The organism is Nonomuraea sp. NPDC003560 (assembly GCF_042878785.1).
Lineage (GTDB): Bacteria > Actinomycetota > Actinomycetes > Streptosporangiales > Streptosporangiaceae > Nonomuraea.
This window is the reverse complement of sequence record NZ_JBIAOF010000005.1, coordinates 195,332-209,946: the sequence shown is the minus strand read 5'-3', so window position 1 is coordinate 209,946 and position 14,615 is coordinate 195,332. Positions and strand designations below refer to the sequence as shown.

General features: G+C 70.9%; 17 protein-coding genes and 1 riboswitch. Of the genes, 9 read left to right on the top strand and 8 right to left on the bottom strand.

Features of this window, described 5'->3' with window-relative positions; translation table 11 throughout:
- The 4 genes from ACFYUV_RS21590 to ACFYUV_RS21575 all read left to right on the top strand — a co-directional run bounded on the left by ACFYUV_RS21590 (window position 1) and on the right by ACFYUV_RS21575 (window position 3,831).
- Entirely contained in the window at window positions 1-1,455 is a 1,455-nt protein-coding gene (locus ACFYUV_RS21590; RefSeq protein ID WP_358288186.1) for an MDR family MFS transporter, read from the top strand.
- A 47-nt stretch (window positions 1,456-1,502) separates the two neighbouring features.
- Window positions 1,503-1,703: a DUF5302 domain-containing protein gene (locus ACFYUV_RS21585; RefSeq protein ID WP_352323331.1), complete on the top strand. Its 201-nt coding sequence runs from the start codon at window positions 1,503-1,505 to the stop codon at window positions 1,701-1,703.
- A 165-nt stretch (window positions 1,704-1,868) separates the two neighbouring features.
- Window positions 1,869-2,003, top strand: a riboswitch (cyclic di-AMP (ydaO/yuaA leader).
- 175 nt (window positions 2,004-2,178) lie between these two features.
- Complete coding sequence (locus ACFYUV_RS21580; protein ID WP_387670800.1) at window positions 2,179-2,886, top strand: hypothetical protein; 708 nt, start codon at window positions 2,179-2,181, stop codon at window positions 2,884-2,886.
- A gap of 54 nt (window positions 2,887-2,940) precedes the next feature.
- On the top strand, window positions 2,941-3,831 hold the full coding sequence (locus tag ACFYUV_RS21575; protein ID WP_387670798.1) for an alpha/beta fold hydrolase: 891 nt from the start codon (window positions 2,941-2,943) through the stop codon (window positions 3,829-3,831).
- Between the two features lie 30 nt (window positions 3,832-3,861).
- On the opposite strand, the gene ACFYUV_RS21570 is transcribed toward ACFYUV_RS21575, so the two are convergent.
- The 5 genes from ACFYUV_RS21570 to ACFYUV_RS21550 form a co-directional block, all read right to left on the bottom strand.
- Window positions 3,862-4,233 carry a hypothetical protein gene (locus ACFYUV_RS21570; protein ID WP_352352019.1) on the bottom strand — a complete coding sequence of 124 codons (372 nt, stop codon included), beginning with the start codon at window positions 4,231-4,233 and terminating at the stop codon, window positions 3,862-3,864.
- A 26-nt stretch (window positions 4,234-4,259) separates the two neighbouring features.
- Window positions 4,260-4,631, bottom strand: coding sequence for a roadblock/LC7 domain-containing protein (locus ACFYUV_RS21565; protein ID WP_352323334.1), 372 nt, complete (start codon window positions 4,629-4,631; stop codon window positions 4,260-4,262).
- Between the two features lie 32 nt (window positions 4,632-4,663).
- Window positions 4,664-5,488 (bottom strand): DUF4388 domain-containing protein, encoded by an 825-nt coding sequence (locus ACFYUV_RS21560; RefSeq protein WP_387670796.1) that lies wholly within the window; start codon window positions 5,486-5,488, stop codon window positions 4,664-4,666.
- A 3-nt stretch (window positions 5,489-5,491) separates the two neighbouring features.
- Window positions 5,492-5,866 (bottom strand): roadblock/LC7 domain-containing protein, encoded by a 375-nt coding sequence (locus ACFYUV_RS21555; RefSeq protein WP_352352017.1) that lies wholly within the window; start codon window positions 5,864-5,866, stop codon window positions 5,492-5,494.
- Window positions 5,867-6,003: 137 nt separating this feature from the next.
- Complete coding sequence (locus ACFYUV_RS21550) at window positions 6,004-6,354, bottom strand: helix-turn-helix domain-containing protein (protein WP_358288175.1); 351 nt, start codon at window positions 6,352-6,354, stop codon at window positions 6,004-6,006.
- A 54-nt stretch (window positions 6,355-6,408) separates the two neighbouring features.
- Between ACFYUV_RS21550 and ACFYUV_RS21545 the strand changes: the two genes are divergently transcribed.
- Complete coding sequence (locus ACFYUV_RS21545) at window positions 6,409-7,011, top strand: NAD(P)-dependent oxidoreductase (RefSeq protein ID WP_387670794.1); 603 nt, start codon at window positions 6,409-6,411, stop codon at window positions 7,009-7,011.
- Here the strand turns inward: ACFYUV_RS21545 and ACFYUV_RS21540 are convergent.
- Window positions 7,005-8,222, bottom strand: coding sequence for a DUF4032 domain-containing protein (locus tag ACFYUV_RS21540; RefSeq protein WP_387670792.1), 1,218 nt, complete (start codon window positions 8,220-8,222; stop codon window positions 7,005-7,007). The genes ACFYUV_RS21545 and ACFYUV_RS21540 overlap by 7 nt on opposite strands.
- Window positions 8,223-8,245: 23 nt before the next feature.
- On the opposite strand from ACFYUV_RS21540, the gene ACFYUV_RS21535 reads away from it, so the two are divergent.
- The gene (locus ACFYUV_RS21535) at window positions 8,246-9,814 is read left to right on the top strand and encodes a DUF885 domain-containing protein (RefSeq protein WP_352352013.1); all 1,569 of its coding nucleotides are present in this window, start codon (window positions 8,246-8,248) and stop codon (window positions 9,812-9,814) included.
- 31 nt (window positions 9,815-9,845) lie between these two features.
- On the opposite strand, the gene ACFYUV_RS21530 is transcribed toward ACFYUV_RS21535, so the two are convergent.
- Together ACFYUV_RS21530 and ACFYUV_RS21525 are read right to left on the bottom strand one after the other, a co-directional pair.
- On the bottom strand, window positions 9,846-10,484 hold the full coding sequence (locus ACFYUV_RS21530; RefSeq protein WP_387670789.1) for a class II aldolase/adducin family protein: 639 nt from the start codon (window positions 10,482-10,484) through the stop codon (window positions 9,846-9,848).
- A 50-nt stretch (window positions 10,485-10,534) separates the two neighbouring features.
- Entirely contained in the window at window positions 10,535-11,119 is a 585-nt protein-coding gene (locus ACFYUV_RS21525) for a TetR/AcrR family transcriptional regulator (RefSeq protein ID WP_387670787.1), read from the bottom strand.
- Between the two features lie 71 nt (window positions 11,120-11,190).
- On the opposite strand from ACFYUV_RS21525, the gene ACFYUV_RS21520 reads away from it, so the two are divergent.
- The 3 genes from ACFYUV_RS21520 to ACFYUV_RS21510 all read left to right on the top strand — a co-directional run bounded on the left by ACFYUV_RS21520 (window position 11,191) and on the right by ACFYUV_RS21510 (window position 14,501).
- Window positions 11,191-12,111 (top strand): carbohydrate kinase family protein, encoded by a 921-nt coding sequence (locus tag ACFYUV_RS21520; RefSeq protein WP_387670785.1) that lies wholly within the window; start codon window positions 11,191-11,193, stop codon window positions 12,109-12,111.
- A complete protein-coding gene (locus ACFYUV_RS21515) occupies window positions 12,108-13,322 on the top strand; it encodes an aminotransferase class III-fold pyridoxal phosphate-dependent enzyme (RefSeq protein WP_387670783.1) in 1,215 nt (404 codons plus the stop codon). The genes ACFYUV_RS21520 and ACFYUV_RS21515 overlap by 4 nt, the downstream gene beginning before the upstream one ends.
- A gap of 318 nt (window positions 13,323-13,640) precedes the next feature.
- Complete coding sequence (locus tag ACFYUV_RS21510) at window positions 13,641-14,501, top strand: hypothetical protein (protein ID WP_387670781.1); 861 nt, start codon at window positions 13,641-13,643, stop codon at window positions 14,499-14,501.
- The last annotated feature ends 114 nt before the right edge of the window (window positions 14,502-14,615 follow it).

The window sequence follows — 14,615 nt, the reverse complement described above, 5'->3', positions numbered from 1 at the left end:
GTGACTAATGACATGAAGACCAAGGGCAACGGTCTGGTGTTGCTGGCGGTGCTCGGCGGGATGTTCCTGGCGATGCTCGACCAGACGATCGTCGGCACCGCGCTGCCCCGCATCACCGGCGAGCTGGGCGGCACCCGGCTCTACACCTGGGTGGTCACGGCCTATCTGCTCACCTCCACCGTGACCGTGCCGCTGTACGGCCGGCTGTCCGACCAGCACGGCAGGAAGCCGCTGCTGCTCGTCGGGATGTCGGTGTTCGTCGTCGGATCGGCGTTGTGCGGGCTCGCCCAGGACATGACCCAGCTCATCGCCTTCCGCGCCGTGCAGGGGCTGGGCGCGGGCGCGTTGCTGCCGCTGTCGCTGGCCCTGGTGATGGAGATGTTCCCGCCCGGACGCAACGGCGCCCGCGTGCAGGGCGCGCTCGGCGGCGTGATGGCGTTGACGTACCTGGCCGGGCCCTTCCTGGGCGGGTTGTTCACCGACCACGCGAGCTGGCGGTGGGCCTTCTACGTGAACGTGCCGCTCGGGATCGTGCTGATCGCGATCGTGGTGCTGCGGCTGCCGTTCCGTCCGGGCACCGGCGGCGGGGGCCGGCCGGACTACGCGGGCATCGCGGTGTTCAGCGTGGCCATCAGCGCCCTGCTGCTCGGCCTGACCGAGAAGGGCCTGGACGGCAACTCCTGGACCTCCCCGCCCGTGGCCGGGCCGATCCTGCTGGCGCTGGTCCTGCTGGCCGCGTTCGTGCTGGTCGAACTGCGGGCGGCGAACCCGGTCATGCCGATGCACCTGTTCCGGGACCGCACGTACACGCTGGTCAACGCGACCTCGTTCTTCACCGCCTTCTGCATGTACGCCGGCGTGGTGTTCCTGCCGCGCTACTTCCAGCAGGCGCTGGGCGTCAGCGCCACCGAGTCCGGGCTGAGGATCTACCCGATGACGCTGGCGATGGTGGCGGGCAGCGCGCTCATGGGCACGCTGATGTCCAGGACGCGCACGTACAAGCCGTGGCTGGTCGGGGCGCCGTTCCTGCTGGTGGCCGGCAGCCTGCTCTGCCTGAACCTCACCGTGCGCACCGACGGCCTGCTGCTGGCCGGGTGGATGGCGCTGCTCGGGCTCGGCATGGGGCCGATGTTGTCGGGGCTGACCGTGGCTGTGCAGCAGGCCGTCGCGCCGCGGTACATCGGCACGGCCTCGGCCAACCTCACCTTCTTCCGGCAGATCGGCGGCTCGGTGGCGCTGGCGCTGGCCGGCACCGCGTACACGTCGGTCATCACCACGGACGCGCCGGTCCACGGGCTCGCGGCCGCGCACGCCTCGGCGGCGGCCGTGGTCATCCCGTCGCTGGGCGTGGCGGGCGCGGTGATCGCCCTGGTCGCGCTGGTCATGATGCCCGGCAGGCGGCTGGAGCAGGCGCCCGCGGCGGAAAGCAGAGTGGAGGCCGGTTTCGCGTCGTAAGCGACGTCGTGCGAAGCTGTGGATGTCCCCAGAACCAGGAGGTCCTCATGGCGGAAACACCGGAGCCGGAAGTCAGCGAGACTCCCGAGGACGAGATGAAGCGCAAGTTCCGCGAGGCGTTGGAACGCAAGCGCGGGCAGCAGGCCGACTCGGCCGCGGGTGGCAGGGGCGTGGACCCGTCGAAGATCCACGGGGCGCACGGTCCGGCAGCGAGTAAAAGATCCTTCAGGCGCAAGAGCGGCGGCTGAAAGGCCCGATTTAGCAGGGGGTACGGCATGCCGTGCCCCCTTTCTCTTTACCTCGATAGGTAGATCTTTACCCGGTTCATGACGATTCGTTTGTATTTGTCCGAATCTCTGGGTACCGTCTTAACCAATTACCAGCTGGTGGCGTAGTCCCTACCAGGAGAGGGACGACAGCTGGCGCCGAATCCCGACTTGTCGGGAACCGGGGACCCATCTCATTGGGGTGAATCCGGCCATGTGCCGGTAGGGCATCTCCACGCCCGAACCCGTCAGCTAACCCGGTAGGCGAGATGGAGAGGACTTCACGCATGTACCACCTCGTCGTACCCCCGGACAGTGTAGTGACGACCGCCTGCTGAGCGGTCTCTTCCCTGACTTCCCCCACGCGCCGCGTAACCACCTTTTCGGCGCTCTGCCCGGTTACGCACCGTAGTCACGCGCGTTCCCCCTGTCCCCTCGCGAAGGACTTCACTGCTTCATGTCTCGATTTGGCCTGCGCTCTCTCGCCCTGCTGTCCGTGTCCGCCATGGGCGCGCTGACGATCTCCGCCACCGGCGCCCACGCCGACACCGGCGACGACCAGAAGATCCTGCTCAAGGGTTCCACGAAGGCCTCCTACTTCTGGGACGACTCCTCCGGCCGGGCCGGCGACACCGGCCTCCCCGCCAGCGGCAAGCCCATGCAGAAGGGCCTGGCCGCCAGCCCGAGCTGGCCCCTCATGACCGAGGGTTACGTGACCTACAACGGCAAGAAGATGCCGTTCTTCGTGGGCGACCGCGGCCCCGGCGAGCCCTCCAGCCGTGGCGTCATGCTCGACCTCGACGCCAAGACCTTCGCCGAGCTGACCGGCGGCACCTTCAACCCCGACACGCTCGGCGTGGACGGCAACGGCGGCCAGGGCCACATCAAGATCGATTACGTCATCACCAAGTGGGGCGACGGCAAGGGCAAGAAGAACTACCCCGTGGCCTTCTCCACCGGCGCGTGGGGCAGGTTCGACGACAACCCGGCCGAGCCTCCCAAGGTGCTGGCCGACAAGCCCGCCGAGGACGCGGCCGGTTCCGCCGGCGGCCAGGTCGGGAAGACCGTCGCGATGGGCGGCACCGTCATGGCCGGCGTGCTCGTGCTGGCCGGCGGCGGCGTGGTGCTCGGCGGCGAGCGCCTGCGCAAGCTGCTCAACGACTGATCTCCGGACAGACCGCTCTTTACGCCTCGCGACCAGAATGACATTCTGGTCGCTGTGATCCAGCGCGCAGCCGCCAACGGCATCGAGATCGCCTACGAGAGCTTCGGCTCACCCACGGGCAGGCCCCTGCTGCTCATCATGGGACTCGGCGCCCAGCTCATCCACTGGGACGACGAGTTCTGCGAACTCCTGGCCGAGCAGGGCCACCACGTCGTCAGGTTCGACAACCGCGACGCGGGCCTGTCCACCCATCTCCACGACGAGGGCGTGCCCGCATGGGGCGCGCCCTCGCCGTACGTGCTGGACGACCTGGCCGACGACAGCGCCGGGCTCATGGACGTCCTGGGCCTGCCCGCCGCGCACGTCGTCGGCGCCTCGATGGGCGGGATGATCGCCCAGGCGCTGGCCATCCGGCACCCCGCCCGCGTGCTGAGCCTGACCTCGATCATGTCCACGCCCGGCCCGCAGGCGGCCCCGCCGACCGAGGCGGCCGCCGCGGTGCTCTTCGCCAAGCCCGCGACCGACCGCGAGGGGGTCGTCGCCGGCGCGTTGACGACCTGGGCCGTGCTCGGGTCCCCCGGCTGGGAGCTGGACCGCGAACGCGTCACCAGGCTGGCCGGGCTCGCCTTCGACCGCTGCCACGACCCGGCCGGCACGGCCCGCCAGCTCGCCGCCATCATGGCCTCCGGCGACCGCACGTCCGCGCTGGGCGGGCTGAAGGTGCCCGCGCTGGTCATCCACGGCGAGGACGACCAGCTCGTGCCGCTCGCCGGCGGGCGGGCCACGGCCGCCGCCATCCCGGGCGCCCGCCTGGTCACCTACCCCGGCATGGGCCACGACCTGCCCCGCGCCCTGTGGCCCGCGATCGTCGCCGAGATCACCGCCCACACCGGCTCCGCGACGCCCGCCCGGCCCGAGCCCGCCCGGCCCGAGCCCGCCGCGTGACCCGCCGCGGAGCCTCCCTGCGCGGGCCGGTCAGAGCTCCAGCTTCTCCTCGATGACCTTGAGCATGTGCCGGGCCAGGGCCAGGTTGGCCCGGTTGCGGTCGAGGGCGAGGTAGAGGAACAGGCCCTTGCCGCTGCGGCCGGTCAGCGGGCGGATGATGTGGTACTGGGCGGTCAGCGTGATCAGGATGTCCTCGATGCCGTCCTTGAGGCCCAGCGAGTCCATCGTGCGCAGTTTGGCCTTGATGACCTCGGTGTTGCCCGCCGCCGCGACCTGCAGGTCCAGCTCCTTCGAGCCGCCGAGCGTGCCGAGCGCCATGCCGCTGCCGTGGTCGACGATCGCCGCCCCGATCGTGCCGTCGATGCTCATCATCTCTTTGAGGGAGACGTCCATGCCTGCCATGCTTTCCTCCGCTTCGGTGGGGATGGTCAGTGCTTGCGTGCCACGGCGGCCACGGAGGCCGCCGTCTTCCTGCCCTCCAGCCGGAGGAGCCCGACGTTGGCGCCGGGTCCCGCCAGAACCGTGAGGACGATCGTGGGGCCCGCGGCGTAGAAGGCCACGAACCCGGCGGTGCCGGACACGAGGGTCTCCTCGAACGTCCCGCGGCCCGCCATGGTCAGCATCCGGCCGCTCATCGCGAGCAGCGCCGCCGACAGCGCCGCCACCTGCTCGCCGGTGTCCCCTTGCAGGTCGCAGGCGATCCGCAGGCCGTCGACGGTGCACGCGACGCTGCCGGTGACGTCCGGCGTGCGGCCGCGCAGGAGCTCCATCTCCGCCAGGACCTCTTGCCGTAGCTCCACGGGTGGCCTCCTCCTGCGTCGTGAGGGGAACCTCACGGCATCTCCTCCAGCGCCTTCTTCAGCCGCAGCAGCAGCGTCAGATCGGTCGGGTCGCCCGTCGGCACCGGCCCGGCGGCCCCCGCCCGCCCGTTCCCGGCGGGAACCGCCACCGCGCCGGGCACCCGCCTGGGCAGCGCCTCCCCGTCGTCCGGACGGCGTTGCGCGGGCCGTACCGGGTCCGGCGGGACGAGGAGGCCGGCGGCGGCCAGCCTCCTGACGGCCACCAGCACCGAGTAGCCCGACCGGCCCAGGTGCCGGGCCAGCTCCAGCGGGGTCGCCTTGTGGTCGGCCCGTACGACGACCTCCCACTGCACCTGGCTGAGCGCCACGCCATGCCCGGGCAGGCGCGGGACCGGCCGCACGGGCTGGGTGTCCACCTCCGGCGAGGGCCAGATGCCGGCCAGCTGCTCCCGGCGGCGGGCGGACTCCCGCACCAGCTCCTGGACGTCGAAGAACCACTGCCCGCCCAGCCAGTGCTCCTCGCCGGGCCGGAACTTCGGTCGCACGCCCGTCACCGGCAGCAGGAAGAAGGCGGCGTCCTGGACCACGCCGAGCACGGCGTACTGGAGCTCGGCCAGGGTGACCGGACCCTCCTGGAGCAGCCGGGCGCGGCCGCCGTCGGCCTGCAGGGCGCGCAGGGCCGACTCCGGCACCCGCCCCCTGGCCGCGAACAGCCGCTCGACGCCCGGCGTCTGGGCGCACTCCATGTACGTCACGCGCCCGTCCGACAGGTAGATCGTGCCGTTCCGGCCCACGCGGAGCGCCCCCGTCGCGCGTTCGCGGGCAAGTCCGGCGAGGAGTGAGTCGAGCGCGGCCATGGCTCAGGTGGTCAGCAGGTCGGAGATGGCCCGCAGGCGGTACCGGGCCAGGGCCAGGTTCGACCGTTCCGGGTCGAGGCGGACGTAGATGACCAGCGGCCCCTCGAAGACCGTCTCCAGCAGCCGGAGCAGGTGGTGCCCCCGGTCGGTGGTGACGAGCATGTCGTCGATGCGCACGATCTCGCCGGGACACGTCCGGGTCAGCCCGTCGGTCGTGGCGCGCAGCGCCTCGGTCAGCGCCGCGGCGGACCTGTCGGCGTCCACGCCGGACGCGCTGCTGAAGGCGACCGCCATGCCGCTCGTGCCGTCGACCAGCATGGCGTCGAGCGCGCCCGGTATCGACATGACCTCCGCCAGGCAGGTGTCCACTCCCAGCACCGCGAGCCTCCCTCCGTCGTGGGACGGGGAAAGCGTAGGGGGCCACAAGAGACCAGAAGGCAGGCGATTTACCGAGGGATACGTTTTTATACGGCCAGGACGAAGAAAAGCATCACTCGTGCGGAAATATGATTAATTCACGAGGTTTTTTCACGATGGCGGAGCATTTCGTGCACGTTCTCCTCGGCCCACCGCGCGACCACCGAGATCGGCGCGTGCAGCGAGCGGCCCAGGTCGGTCAGCGCGTACTCCACCCGCGGCGGCACCTCGGCGAAGACCTCGCGGGTAATCAGCCCGTCCAGCTCCATGGCCCGCAGCGTCTGCGTGAGCACCTTCGGCGTCACCCCGCCGATCCGCCCGCGCAGCACGGTGAAGCGCATCGGCCCGTCGCTGAGGCTGAGCAGCACCAGCACCGACCACTTGTCGCCGATCCGGTCGAGGACCAGCCGAGTCGGGCAGTTCGGGTCGAAGGCATCACCAGTATCCATAAGGTACTTATAGCACGATGAAGTAACCAGTATCCATTGGATACTGTGCTTGTCATGAAGATCCTCGTGTTCGGCGCGACCGGAATGATCGGTCAGCGCATCGTCACCGAACTCACCGGCCGCGGCCACGACGTCACCGGCGTCAGCCGCCGCGGTCCCGTCAAGGGCGACATCCACGACGCCGCCACGCTCGCCGAGGGCTACGACGCCGTCGTCTGCGCCATCGCCCCGCCGCGTGACGGCACCGAGCCCGAGCCGCCGTTCCTGGCCGCCAACCGCGCCCTCATCGACGGCCTGCGCGCCGCCGGGGTGAGCCGGGTGCTGGTCGTGGGCGGCGCGGGCAGCCTCAAGGCCGGCCCGGACGTCGACCTGGTCGACACGCCCGGCTTCCCGGAGATCTACAAGAAGGAGGCCAAGGCCGCGCGGGCCGCGCTCGGGCTCTACCGGGAGGTGACCGACCTCGACTGGACCTACGTCTCACCGGCCGCCGAGATCGCGCCCGGCGAGCGCACCGGCGTCTACCGGATCGGCCGCGACGACCTGCTCAGCGACGCCGACGGCCGCAGCTTCATCACCGCCGAGGACTACGCGGTGGCGATCGCCGACGAGCTGGAGGAGCACGCCCACCCGCGCACCCGCATCACGGTCGCCTACTGATCGTCCTCGTCCGGGTCGTCGGGCAGCAGCGCCTTCTCGTCGGGCTTGTGCACCAGCACGTTGTCCACGTACGACTTCACCGCCGTGGCCAGCCCGACGTCGCCGCCCGCCGTCTCCGACAGGTACCAGCGGTGGTCGAGAATCTCGTGGAAGAGCTGCGCGGGCTCCAGCTTGCCGCGCAGCTCGGCGGGGATGCCGTCGACCGTCGGGTGGAACACCTCGGCGAGCCAGCGGTGGGCGACGATGGCCTCGTCCTCGTGGCGCAGGCCCTTGGCGACCCGGTAGCCGTCCAGGTCGTTGAGCAGCCGCCGCGCCTGGTTCTCCTCCACGTCGAGCCCGGTCAGCCTGATCAGCCGGCGCTGGTGGTGGCCGGCGTCCACCACCTTCGGCCGGACGATCAGGCGGCCGGTGCCGACCTTGCGCCGCACCATCATCTCGGCGACGTCGAAGCCGAGCAGGTTCAGGCGGCGGATGCGCTGCTCCACGCGGTGCCAGTCGACCTCGTCGATGATCTCGCTGTCGGTGATCTCGGCCCACAGGCGGTGGTAGCGGGTGACGATGTCCTCGGCGGTCTCCATGGGGTCGATCGACGGGTGCAGCAGCCCGCCGGCCTCCAGGTCGAGCATCTCGCCGAAGATGTTGGTGTGGGCGACGTCGATGTCGGTCAGCCGCTGGCCCTCGCTGATCATCGGGTGCATCTCGCCGGTCTCGGCGTCCACCAGGTAGGCCGCGAAGGCGCCGGCGTCCCGGCGGAAGAGCGTGTTGGACAGCGAGCAGTCGCCCCAGTAGAAGCCGTTCAGGTGCAGGCGCACCAGCAGCACGGCGAGCGCGTCGAGCAGGCGGGTGAGCGTGTCGGGGCGCAGGGTGCCGGACATCACGGCCCGGTAGGGGAGCGAGAACTGCAGGTGCCGGGTGATCAGCGCGGCGTCCAGGCCCTCGTCGCGGCCGGTCACGTACGCCACGGGCTCGACGGCCGGGGCGTCCAGCCTGGCCAGGTCCCACAGGAGCTGGTACTCGCGCCTGGCGTACCGCTCGCTGATCTCCTTGATCGCGTAGACCTTGCCGGAGAGCCGGGCGAACCGCACGACGTGGCGGGAGATGCCGCGCGGCAGATCGACCAGATGATGCTTGGGCCAGTCGGCCAGCGGGACGTCCCAGGGGAGCCGGATGAGGTCGGGGTCGCCTAGCGCGCCAGTGATCTGCAGGGGCATGAACGTCAGGATATGGTGCGTAGGTGGACGAGTTTCTCAACTGGTACTTTTCCGACCGTCCCGTCGTCGCCAGCCAATTGGGAGCCGACGGCTACGACCACACCCTCGGCGATTTCACCGCCTCCGCCTGGGAGAACAGAGCCCGGGAAGAGCTCCGCTGGATCGACCGCCTCTCCGACGCCCCGGCCGACTCGCTCGACGACGCCATCGACAGAGACCTGGTCCTGTCCCAGCTGAGGGGCTCGGTCGCGCTCGAATCCTGGCCCGAGTGGCGGCGCAACCCTGGCCTGTACCTCTCGGCCGTCTTCGGGTCGCTGTTCAACGCCTTCCAGCAGCGGCTCAAGCCGGAGCCCGAACTGGTCGCCGCCGCGATCTCCCGCCTGGCCGAGGTGCCCGGCGTGCTGGCCGCCTGCCAGGCCAACCTGGACCCCGACCTCGCCGCGCCGCTGCTGGTCACGCGCGGGCTCAACCAGGCCCGTACCGGCCGCAACTTCCTCACCCGCACGCTCCCCGCGATGGTCGGCGACGAGACGCTGCGCGCCCGGCTGGCCGAGGCCGCCGGACCCGCCGCCGACGCGTTCGACGCGCTGGTGTCCTTCCTCGAAGGCTTCCAGTGCGGCGGCACCTGGCGGATGGGGGAGAAGCTCTACTCCACCCTGCTGCGCGAGCGCGAGATGCTCACGTACGGCGCCGCCGAGCTGCACCAGAAGGGCAGGGCCGCCTGGGCCGACCTGGACGCCCGGATGCGCCGGGTCGCCCTCGGCATGACCGGCGCCGAGGACTGGCGGGCCGCCATGGAGTCCCTCATGGACGACCACCCGCCGACCCTGGCTGACATGCGGGCCGAGTACGAGGCCGAGACCCGGCGGGCCCGCGAGTTCGTCCGCGAGCGCGGGCTGGTCACCTTCCCCGAGGGGGAGGAGTGCGAGGTCCTGCCCTCGGCCGAGTACGCCCGCCCGGTGCTGTACGTCGCCCACTACCTGGCGCCGCCGCCGCTCAGCAGCTCGCGCACGGGCATCTTCTTCGTCCCCTACACCCCCGACGACTTCACCGAGGAGCAGGTGCGCCAGCGCCTGCGCACCAACGCGCGCGCCCAGATGCCCTCGATCGCCGTGCACGAGGCATATCCCGGGCATCACTGGCACCTGTCGTACATGGCCGACAACCCGCGTACCGTCCGCAAGGTCTTCAGGACGCCGTACTTCACCGAGGGCTGGGCCCTGTACGTCGAGAAGGTGCTGCACGAGCAGGGCTACTTCGACACCCCCGCCACCGAGCTGGCCCACCTGGACTTCCGCCTCTTCCGCGCCGCCCGGATCATCGTGGACACCGCGCTGCACTGCGAGGACATGTCGATCGAGGAGGCCGAGACGTTCATGGCCACCAAGGCGTCGCTGTCGCCCGGCACCGCCCGGGGCGAGGTGAACCGCTACTGCGCCTGGCCGACGCAGGCGCCGTCGTACCTGACGGGGGCCATCGAGATCGACCGCATCCGGGAGTCGTTCACCGGGTCGCTGCGGGAGTTCCACGACCGGATCGCCGGCTCCGGCGGCCTGCCGCTGGGCCTGGCCGAACAGGCCGCGCTGGCCTGACCGGCCCGCTCGCGCTTTCCGGGCTCCCGGGCTAGCTCGGGCGGCGCGGGAACGCCGGCGGGTTGGCCGCGCGGTCCACGACGGCGGCGAGCTGCTCGTCGGTCAGGACCGCCGGCCTGCCCACGGCCAGCCCGCGCACGTACACCTCGCACAGCCACTCCAGCAGGCGGGTGGCCTCGAACGCCTGCTCCATCGTCGCCCCGATGGTCACCCCGCCGTGGTTGGCCATCAGGGCGGCCTGCTTGCCCGCCAGCGCCGCCCGCACGTTGGCGGCCAGCTCGGGCGTGCCGTAGGTGGCGTACTCGGCGACCTTGACCACGCCGCCCAGCAGCAGCGCGTTGTAGTGGACCGGCGGCAGCTCGGTCATCGTCGTGGCCACGACCGTCCCGAACACCGAATGCGTGTGCACGATCGCCTGGGTGCCCGTCGCCTGGTAGACGGCCAGGTGCATGGGGGTCTCCGACGACGGCTGCAGCTCGCCCTCGACCAGGTGGCCCTCCAGGTCCACGATCGGGCACGCCTCCGGGGTCAGCCGGTCGAGCGCCACACCGGACGGGGTGACCGCCACCTGGTCGCCCCGGCGCACGCTCAGGTTGCCCGAGGTGCCGATGACCAGGCCCAGCTCGACGGCGCGCCTGCCGTACTCGCACAACTGCTCGCGGAGGCTCATGGGTGGGCACAGTAGTCGGTCGTCCGAAATACTTCCAGCGGCTGCCGTTGTCAGAGGCGGTCGAGTGCCTGGAGCATGAGCCGTTCGAGGTCGACGCGGGTGAGCCGGCCCGGGTAGAGGAGCAGGTGCAGGCTAAGGCCGTCGACCAGGGCGAGCAGGTGCTCGGCGAGGTCGTCGAGGCTGCCGTCCGCGCGCACCTCGCCGGCCGCGCGGGCCTGGCCCAGCAGCTCCCGTACGGCCCCGCGCAGCTCGTCGGCCTCGGCCCGCTGGACCTCCGCCAGCCGGTCCGAGGCCAGGCTGCGGCTCCAGAAGCTGACCTCCAGCCGGCTCTCCTGGGTGCGCTCGGCGTCCAGCGGCAGGTTGTCCAGCAGCAGCTCGCGCAGGGCGGCCAGGCCCGTGACGCCCTCGACCTTGCGCGTCAGCCGCTCCCTGATGCGCTGGTGCGACTGGCTCAGCGCCGAGAGCAGGATCTCGTCCTTGTCGGCGAAGTAGTGCGCGAGCACGCCGTTGGAGTAGCCGGCCTCCTTGGCGATGGCCCTGGTGGTGGCGGCGTCGATGCCGTCCCTGACGATCACCCTGCGGGCCGCCGACAGGACCTCGGCCCTGCGCTCATCGTGATCGACGATCTTCGGCATCGGGATCCCCCTCTTCTCGCGGCGACTCCCACCATATTGACTTTTTATTCGGACGTCTGTCTATTTAGTCCATGACCGTCGCCACTGTCGGCGTGCACATCGTCGACATCCTCGCCAGGCCCGTCGAGCACATCCCCGAGGGCCAGGACACCGTACTCGTCGAGCAGATCCGCCTCACCGCCGCCGGCGCCGCCGCCGGAACGGCCGTGGACCTGGTCAAACTCGGCAACGACGTGATCACCATGGGCGCGATCGGGGACGACGAGCTCGGCGACTTCCTGGTGGCCGTCCTCACCAAGCGCGGTGTGGACGCCTCCCGCCTGGTCCGCAGGGCCGGCGAGCAGACCGCCGCCTCGATCCTGCCCATCCGCCCCGACGGCGGCCGGCCCAGCTTCCACGTGCCCGGCGCCAACCTCGGCGTCACCCTCGCCGACCTGGACCCCGACGTCCTGCGCCGCGCCAGGGCGATCCACCTGGGCGGCATGGACGTCACCTTCGGCCTGGGCGACCCCGCCTTCTTCGCCCTCCTCGACGAGGCGCGCGCGGGCGGCGCGATCGTCACGATGGACCTGCTGTCGGAGCTGCCCGACCTGCTGGCGATGGCCCGCGCGTTCCTGCCCCACGTGGACTACGTGCTGCCCAACGAGTCGCAGGCGCTGCTCATGACCGGCGACCCCGACGTGGCCACCGCCGCCGCGACCCTGCTCGCCGACGGCCCCAAGGGCGTGCTGGTCACCCTCGGCGCGGCCGGCAGCCTCGTGCTGACCTCCGGCGGCGGGCCCGAGCGGGTGCCGGCGCTGGAGACGGAGGTCACCGACACGACCGGGTGCGGCGACGCATACTGCGCCGGCTTCCTGACCGGCCTGCTGCACGGCCGCGACGTCGTCGAGGCCGCCCGCTGGGGCACCGCCGCGGCGGCCCGCGTGGCCACCGGGCTCGGCTCCGACGCCGGCCTCACCGACCTCGAATCCACCCTAAGGACTCTCGCATGACTGACGCCGAACTCCGCGAGCGCGCGCTGAAGGTCGTCCCCGGCGGCATGTACGGGCACCTCAACGCGGCCATCTTCGCGCCCGGCTACCCCCAGTTCTTCCAGCGCGGCGAGGGCTGCCGCCAGTGGGACGTGGACGGACGCGAGTACATCGACCTCATGTGCAGCTGGGGACCGGTCGTGCTCGGGCACCGGCACCCGCGCGTGGAGGAGGCCGCCGCGCGCCAGCTCGCGCTCGGCGACTGCCTCAACGGCCCGGGGCCGATCATGGTGGAGCTGGCCGAGCTGCTGGTCGACACCGTGCCGAGCGCCGACTGGGCGATGTTCTCCAAGAACGGCACCGACGCCACCACCCAGGCGCTCATGGTCGCCCGCGCCGCCACCGGGCGCACGAAGGTGCTGATGGCGCACGGCGCGTACCACGGCGCCGACCCCTGGTGCACGCCCTCGACCGCCGGCACCACCCCGAACGAGCGCGCCGACCTGGTCGAGTTCACCTACAACTCGCTGGAGTCCCTGGAGGCCGCCGCCGCCACCGTCGAGGGCGACGTCGCGGCGATCATCTGCACCCCCTTCAAGCACGACTCCTTCGAGGACCAGGAGCTGGTCGAACCCGCCTTCGCGCGCGGCGCCCGCGCCCTGGCCGACCGCATCGGGGCGGCCCTGGTGATCGACGACGTGCGGGCCGGGTTCCGGATCGACCTGCGGGGGTCGTGGGAGCCGTACGGGGTGCGTCCCGACCTGACCGCCTGGTCCAAGGCCATGGCCAACGGCTACCCGATCGCCGCCGTCACCGGCACCGACGCCCTGCGCGGCGCCGCCCAGACCCTCTACACGACCGGCTCCTTCTGGTTCTCGGCCGTGGCGATGGCCGCCGCCAAGGCCACCATCGAGACCCTGCGCGACACGGACGGCATCGCCGCCATGGAGCGCGCCGGCACCCAGCTCAGGGAGGGCCTGTACGCCCAGGCCAAGTCCCATGGCTTCGTCGTGAACCAGACCGGCCCGGTGACCATCCCGTGGCTCAGCTTCGACGGCGACGCCGACCTGTCCACCGCCCTGTACTGGAGCGACGCCTGCCTGCGGCACGGGGTGTACCTGCACCCGTGGCACAACTGGTTCATGTCGGCGGCCCTGACGGACGAGGACGTGGCCCGCGCCCTGGAAGCCACCGACCAAGCCTTCACCGAAACCCGCACCCACTTCAGCTGACCCTCACCCGAACGGCCCACCCGTCGCCCGGTCACCGGCTGGGCGTGCGGGACCCCGCCCCCTCGCCGCGAACGGCGCTTTCGGCTCCCATGGTGGGTCACCAGAGGTGAGCCTTGGGAGTCCCGCTGCGAACGGCTCTCTGGGCTCTGAGGCGCTCCCGTGGTGTCCCTTCGGCCGCGTGCTTCCCCACCCCCAGTAGCGTCGCATCCGGCTCGCAGCCCCGCGACGAGCGCTCCGCTCTGGACGATGGTCACACTACGCGCTCGCCGTGTGACAATAAGTGTCATGCCGTCCCCCCGACATGACGCTCTCAGACAGATGTTCGCCGACCGGCCTCAAGTGGCGGTGGAGATCCTGCGTGACCTGATGGGCGTCGACCTGCCCTCCACCTCGCTGGTCCGGCAGGAGGACCGCCTGTTCAACACCCGGCCTTCCGACGACATCGAGCCGGACCTCGGCATCGTGCTCGGCCCGCCGCAGAGCCCCGCGCACGCCATCATCGTGGAGATCCAGCAGGACAAGTCCAAAGACCCCCGGCAACTGGCCCGTTACGCCGCCGCGCAGTGGCTGATGCTGCGCTGCGACGTGACAGTCCTGGTCGTCTGTCCAGACCGGGGAGCCGCCGCCTACTACTCCCAGCCGATCGACACCGGGCTTACCGGCTACCGCCTCCAGGCGTACGTGCTGGGCCCCGACGACGTACCGGCGATCACCGACCCGCAAGAGGCCGCCGCCCACCTCGAACTCGCGGTCATGTCCGTCATGATCCACGGGCGTGAGCGGAAGGTCATCGAGGCGTTCGCGGCGGCGCTGGCGGAAACCGTCGGCGATCACGCTCCGAAGTACAGTGAATACGCGTGCAGTATGTCCGCACCCGAGGTCAAACTCATCTTGGAGGAGATCATGGCGTCCACCGACTGGCCAGGCCACACCCGCTTCGCCCACCAACACTTCGGCAGGGGCCACGCAGTGGGCCACGCAGAGGGCCACGCGGAGGGCAGTCACGAGACCGCACGGAGAATCGTGCTGTATCTGCTGGACGCGCGTGGCATCGATGTCCCCGAGGACGTTCGCGCGCGCGTCGACGCCTGTACCGACGTCGACCTGCTCATGCACTGGACCGTTCGCGCGAGCAGTGTTCAGTCCGCCCGCGACCTGTTCGACGATTCGGACGGCTGACGCACTTGGCGCCGGGTACTCAGGTGCACCCGGTCCAGGTTCTGATCGTCCTGTCTGCTGGTTCAGCAGCAGATCTTGACTGTGCTCGGGATGACGGGGTGCCGAGGCGTGGCG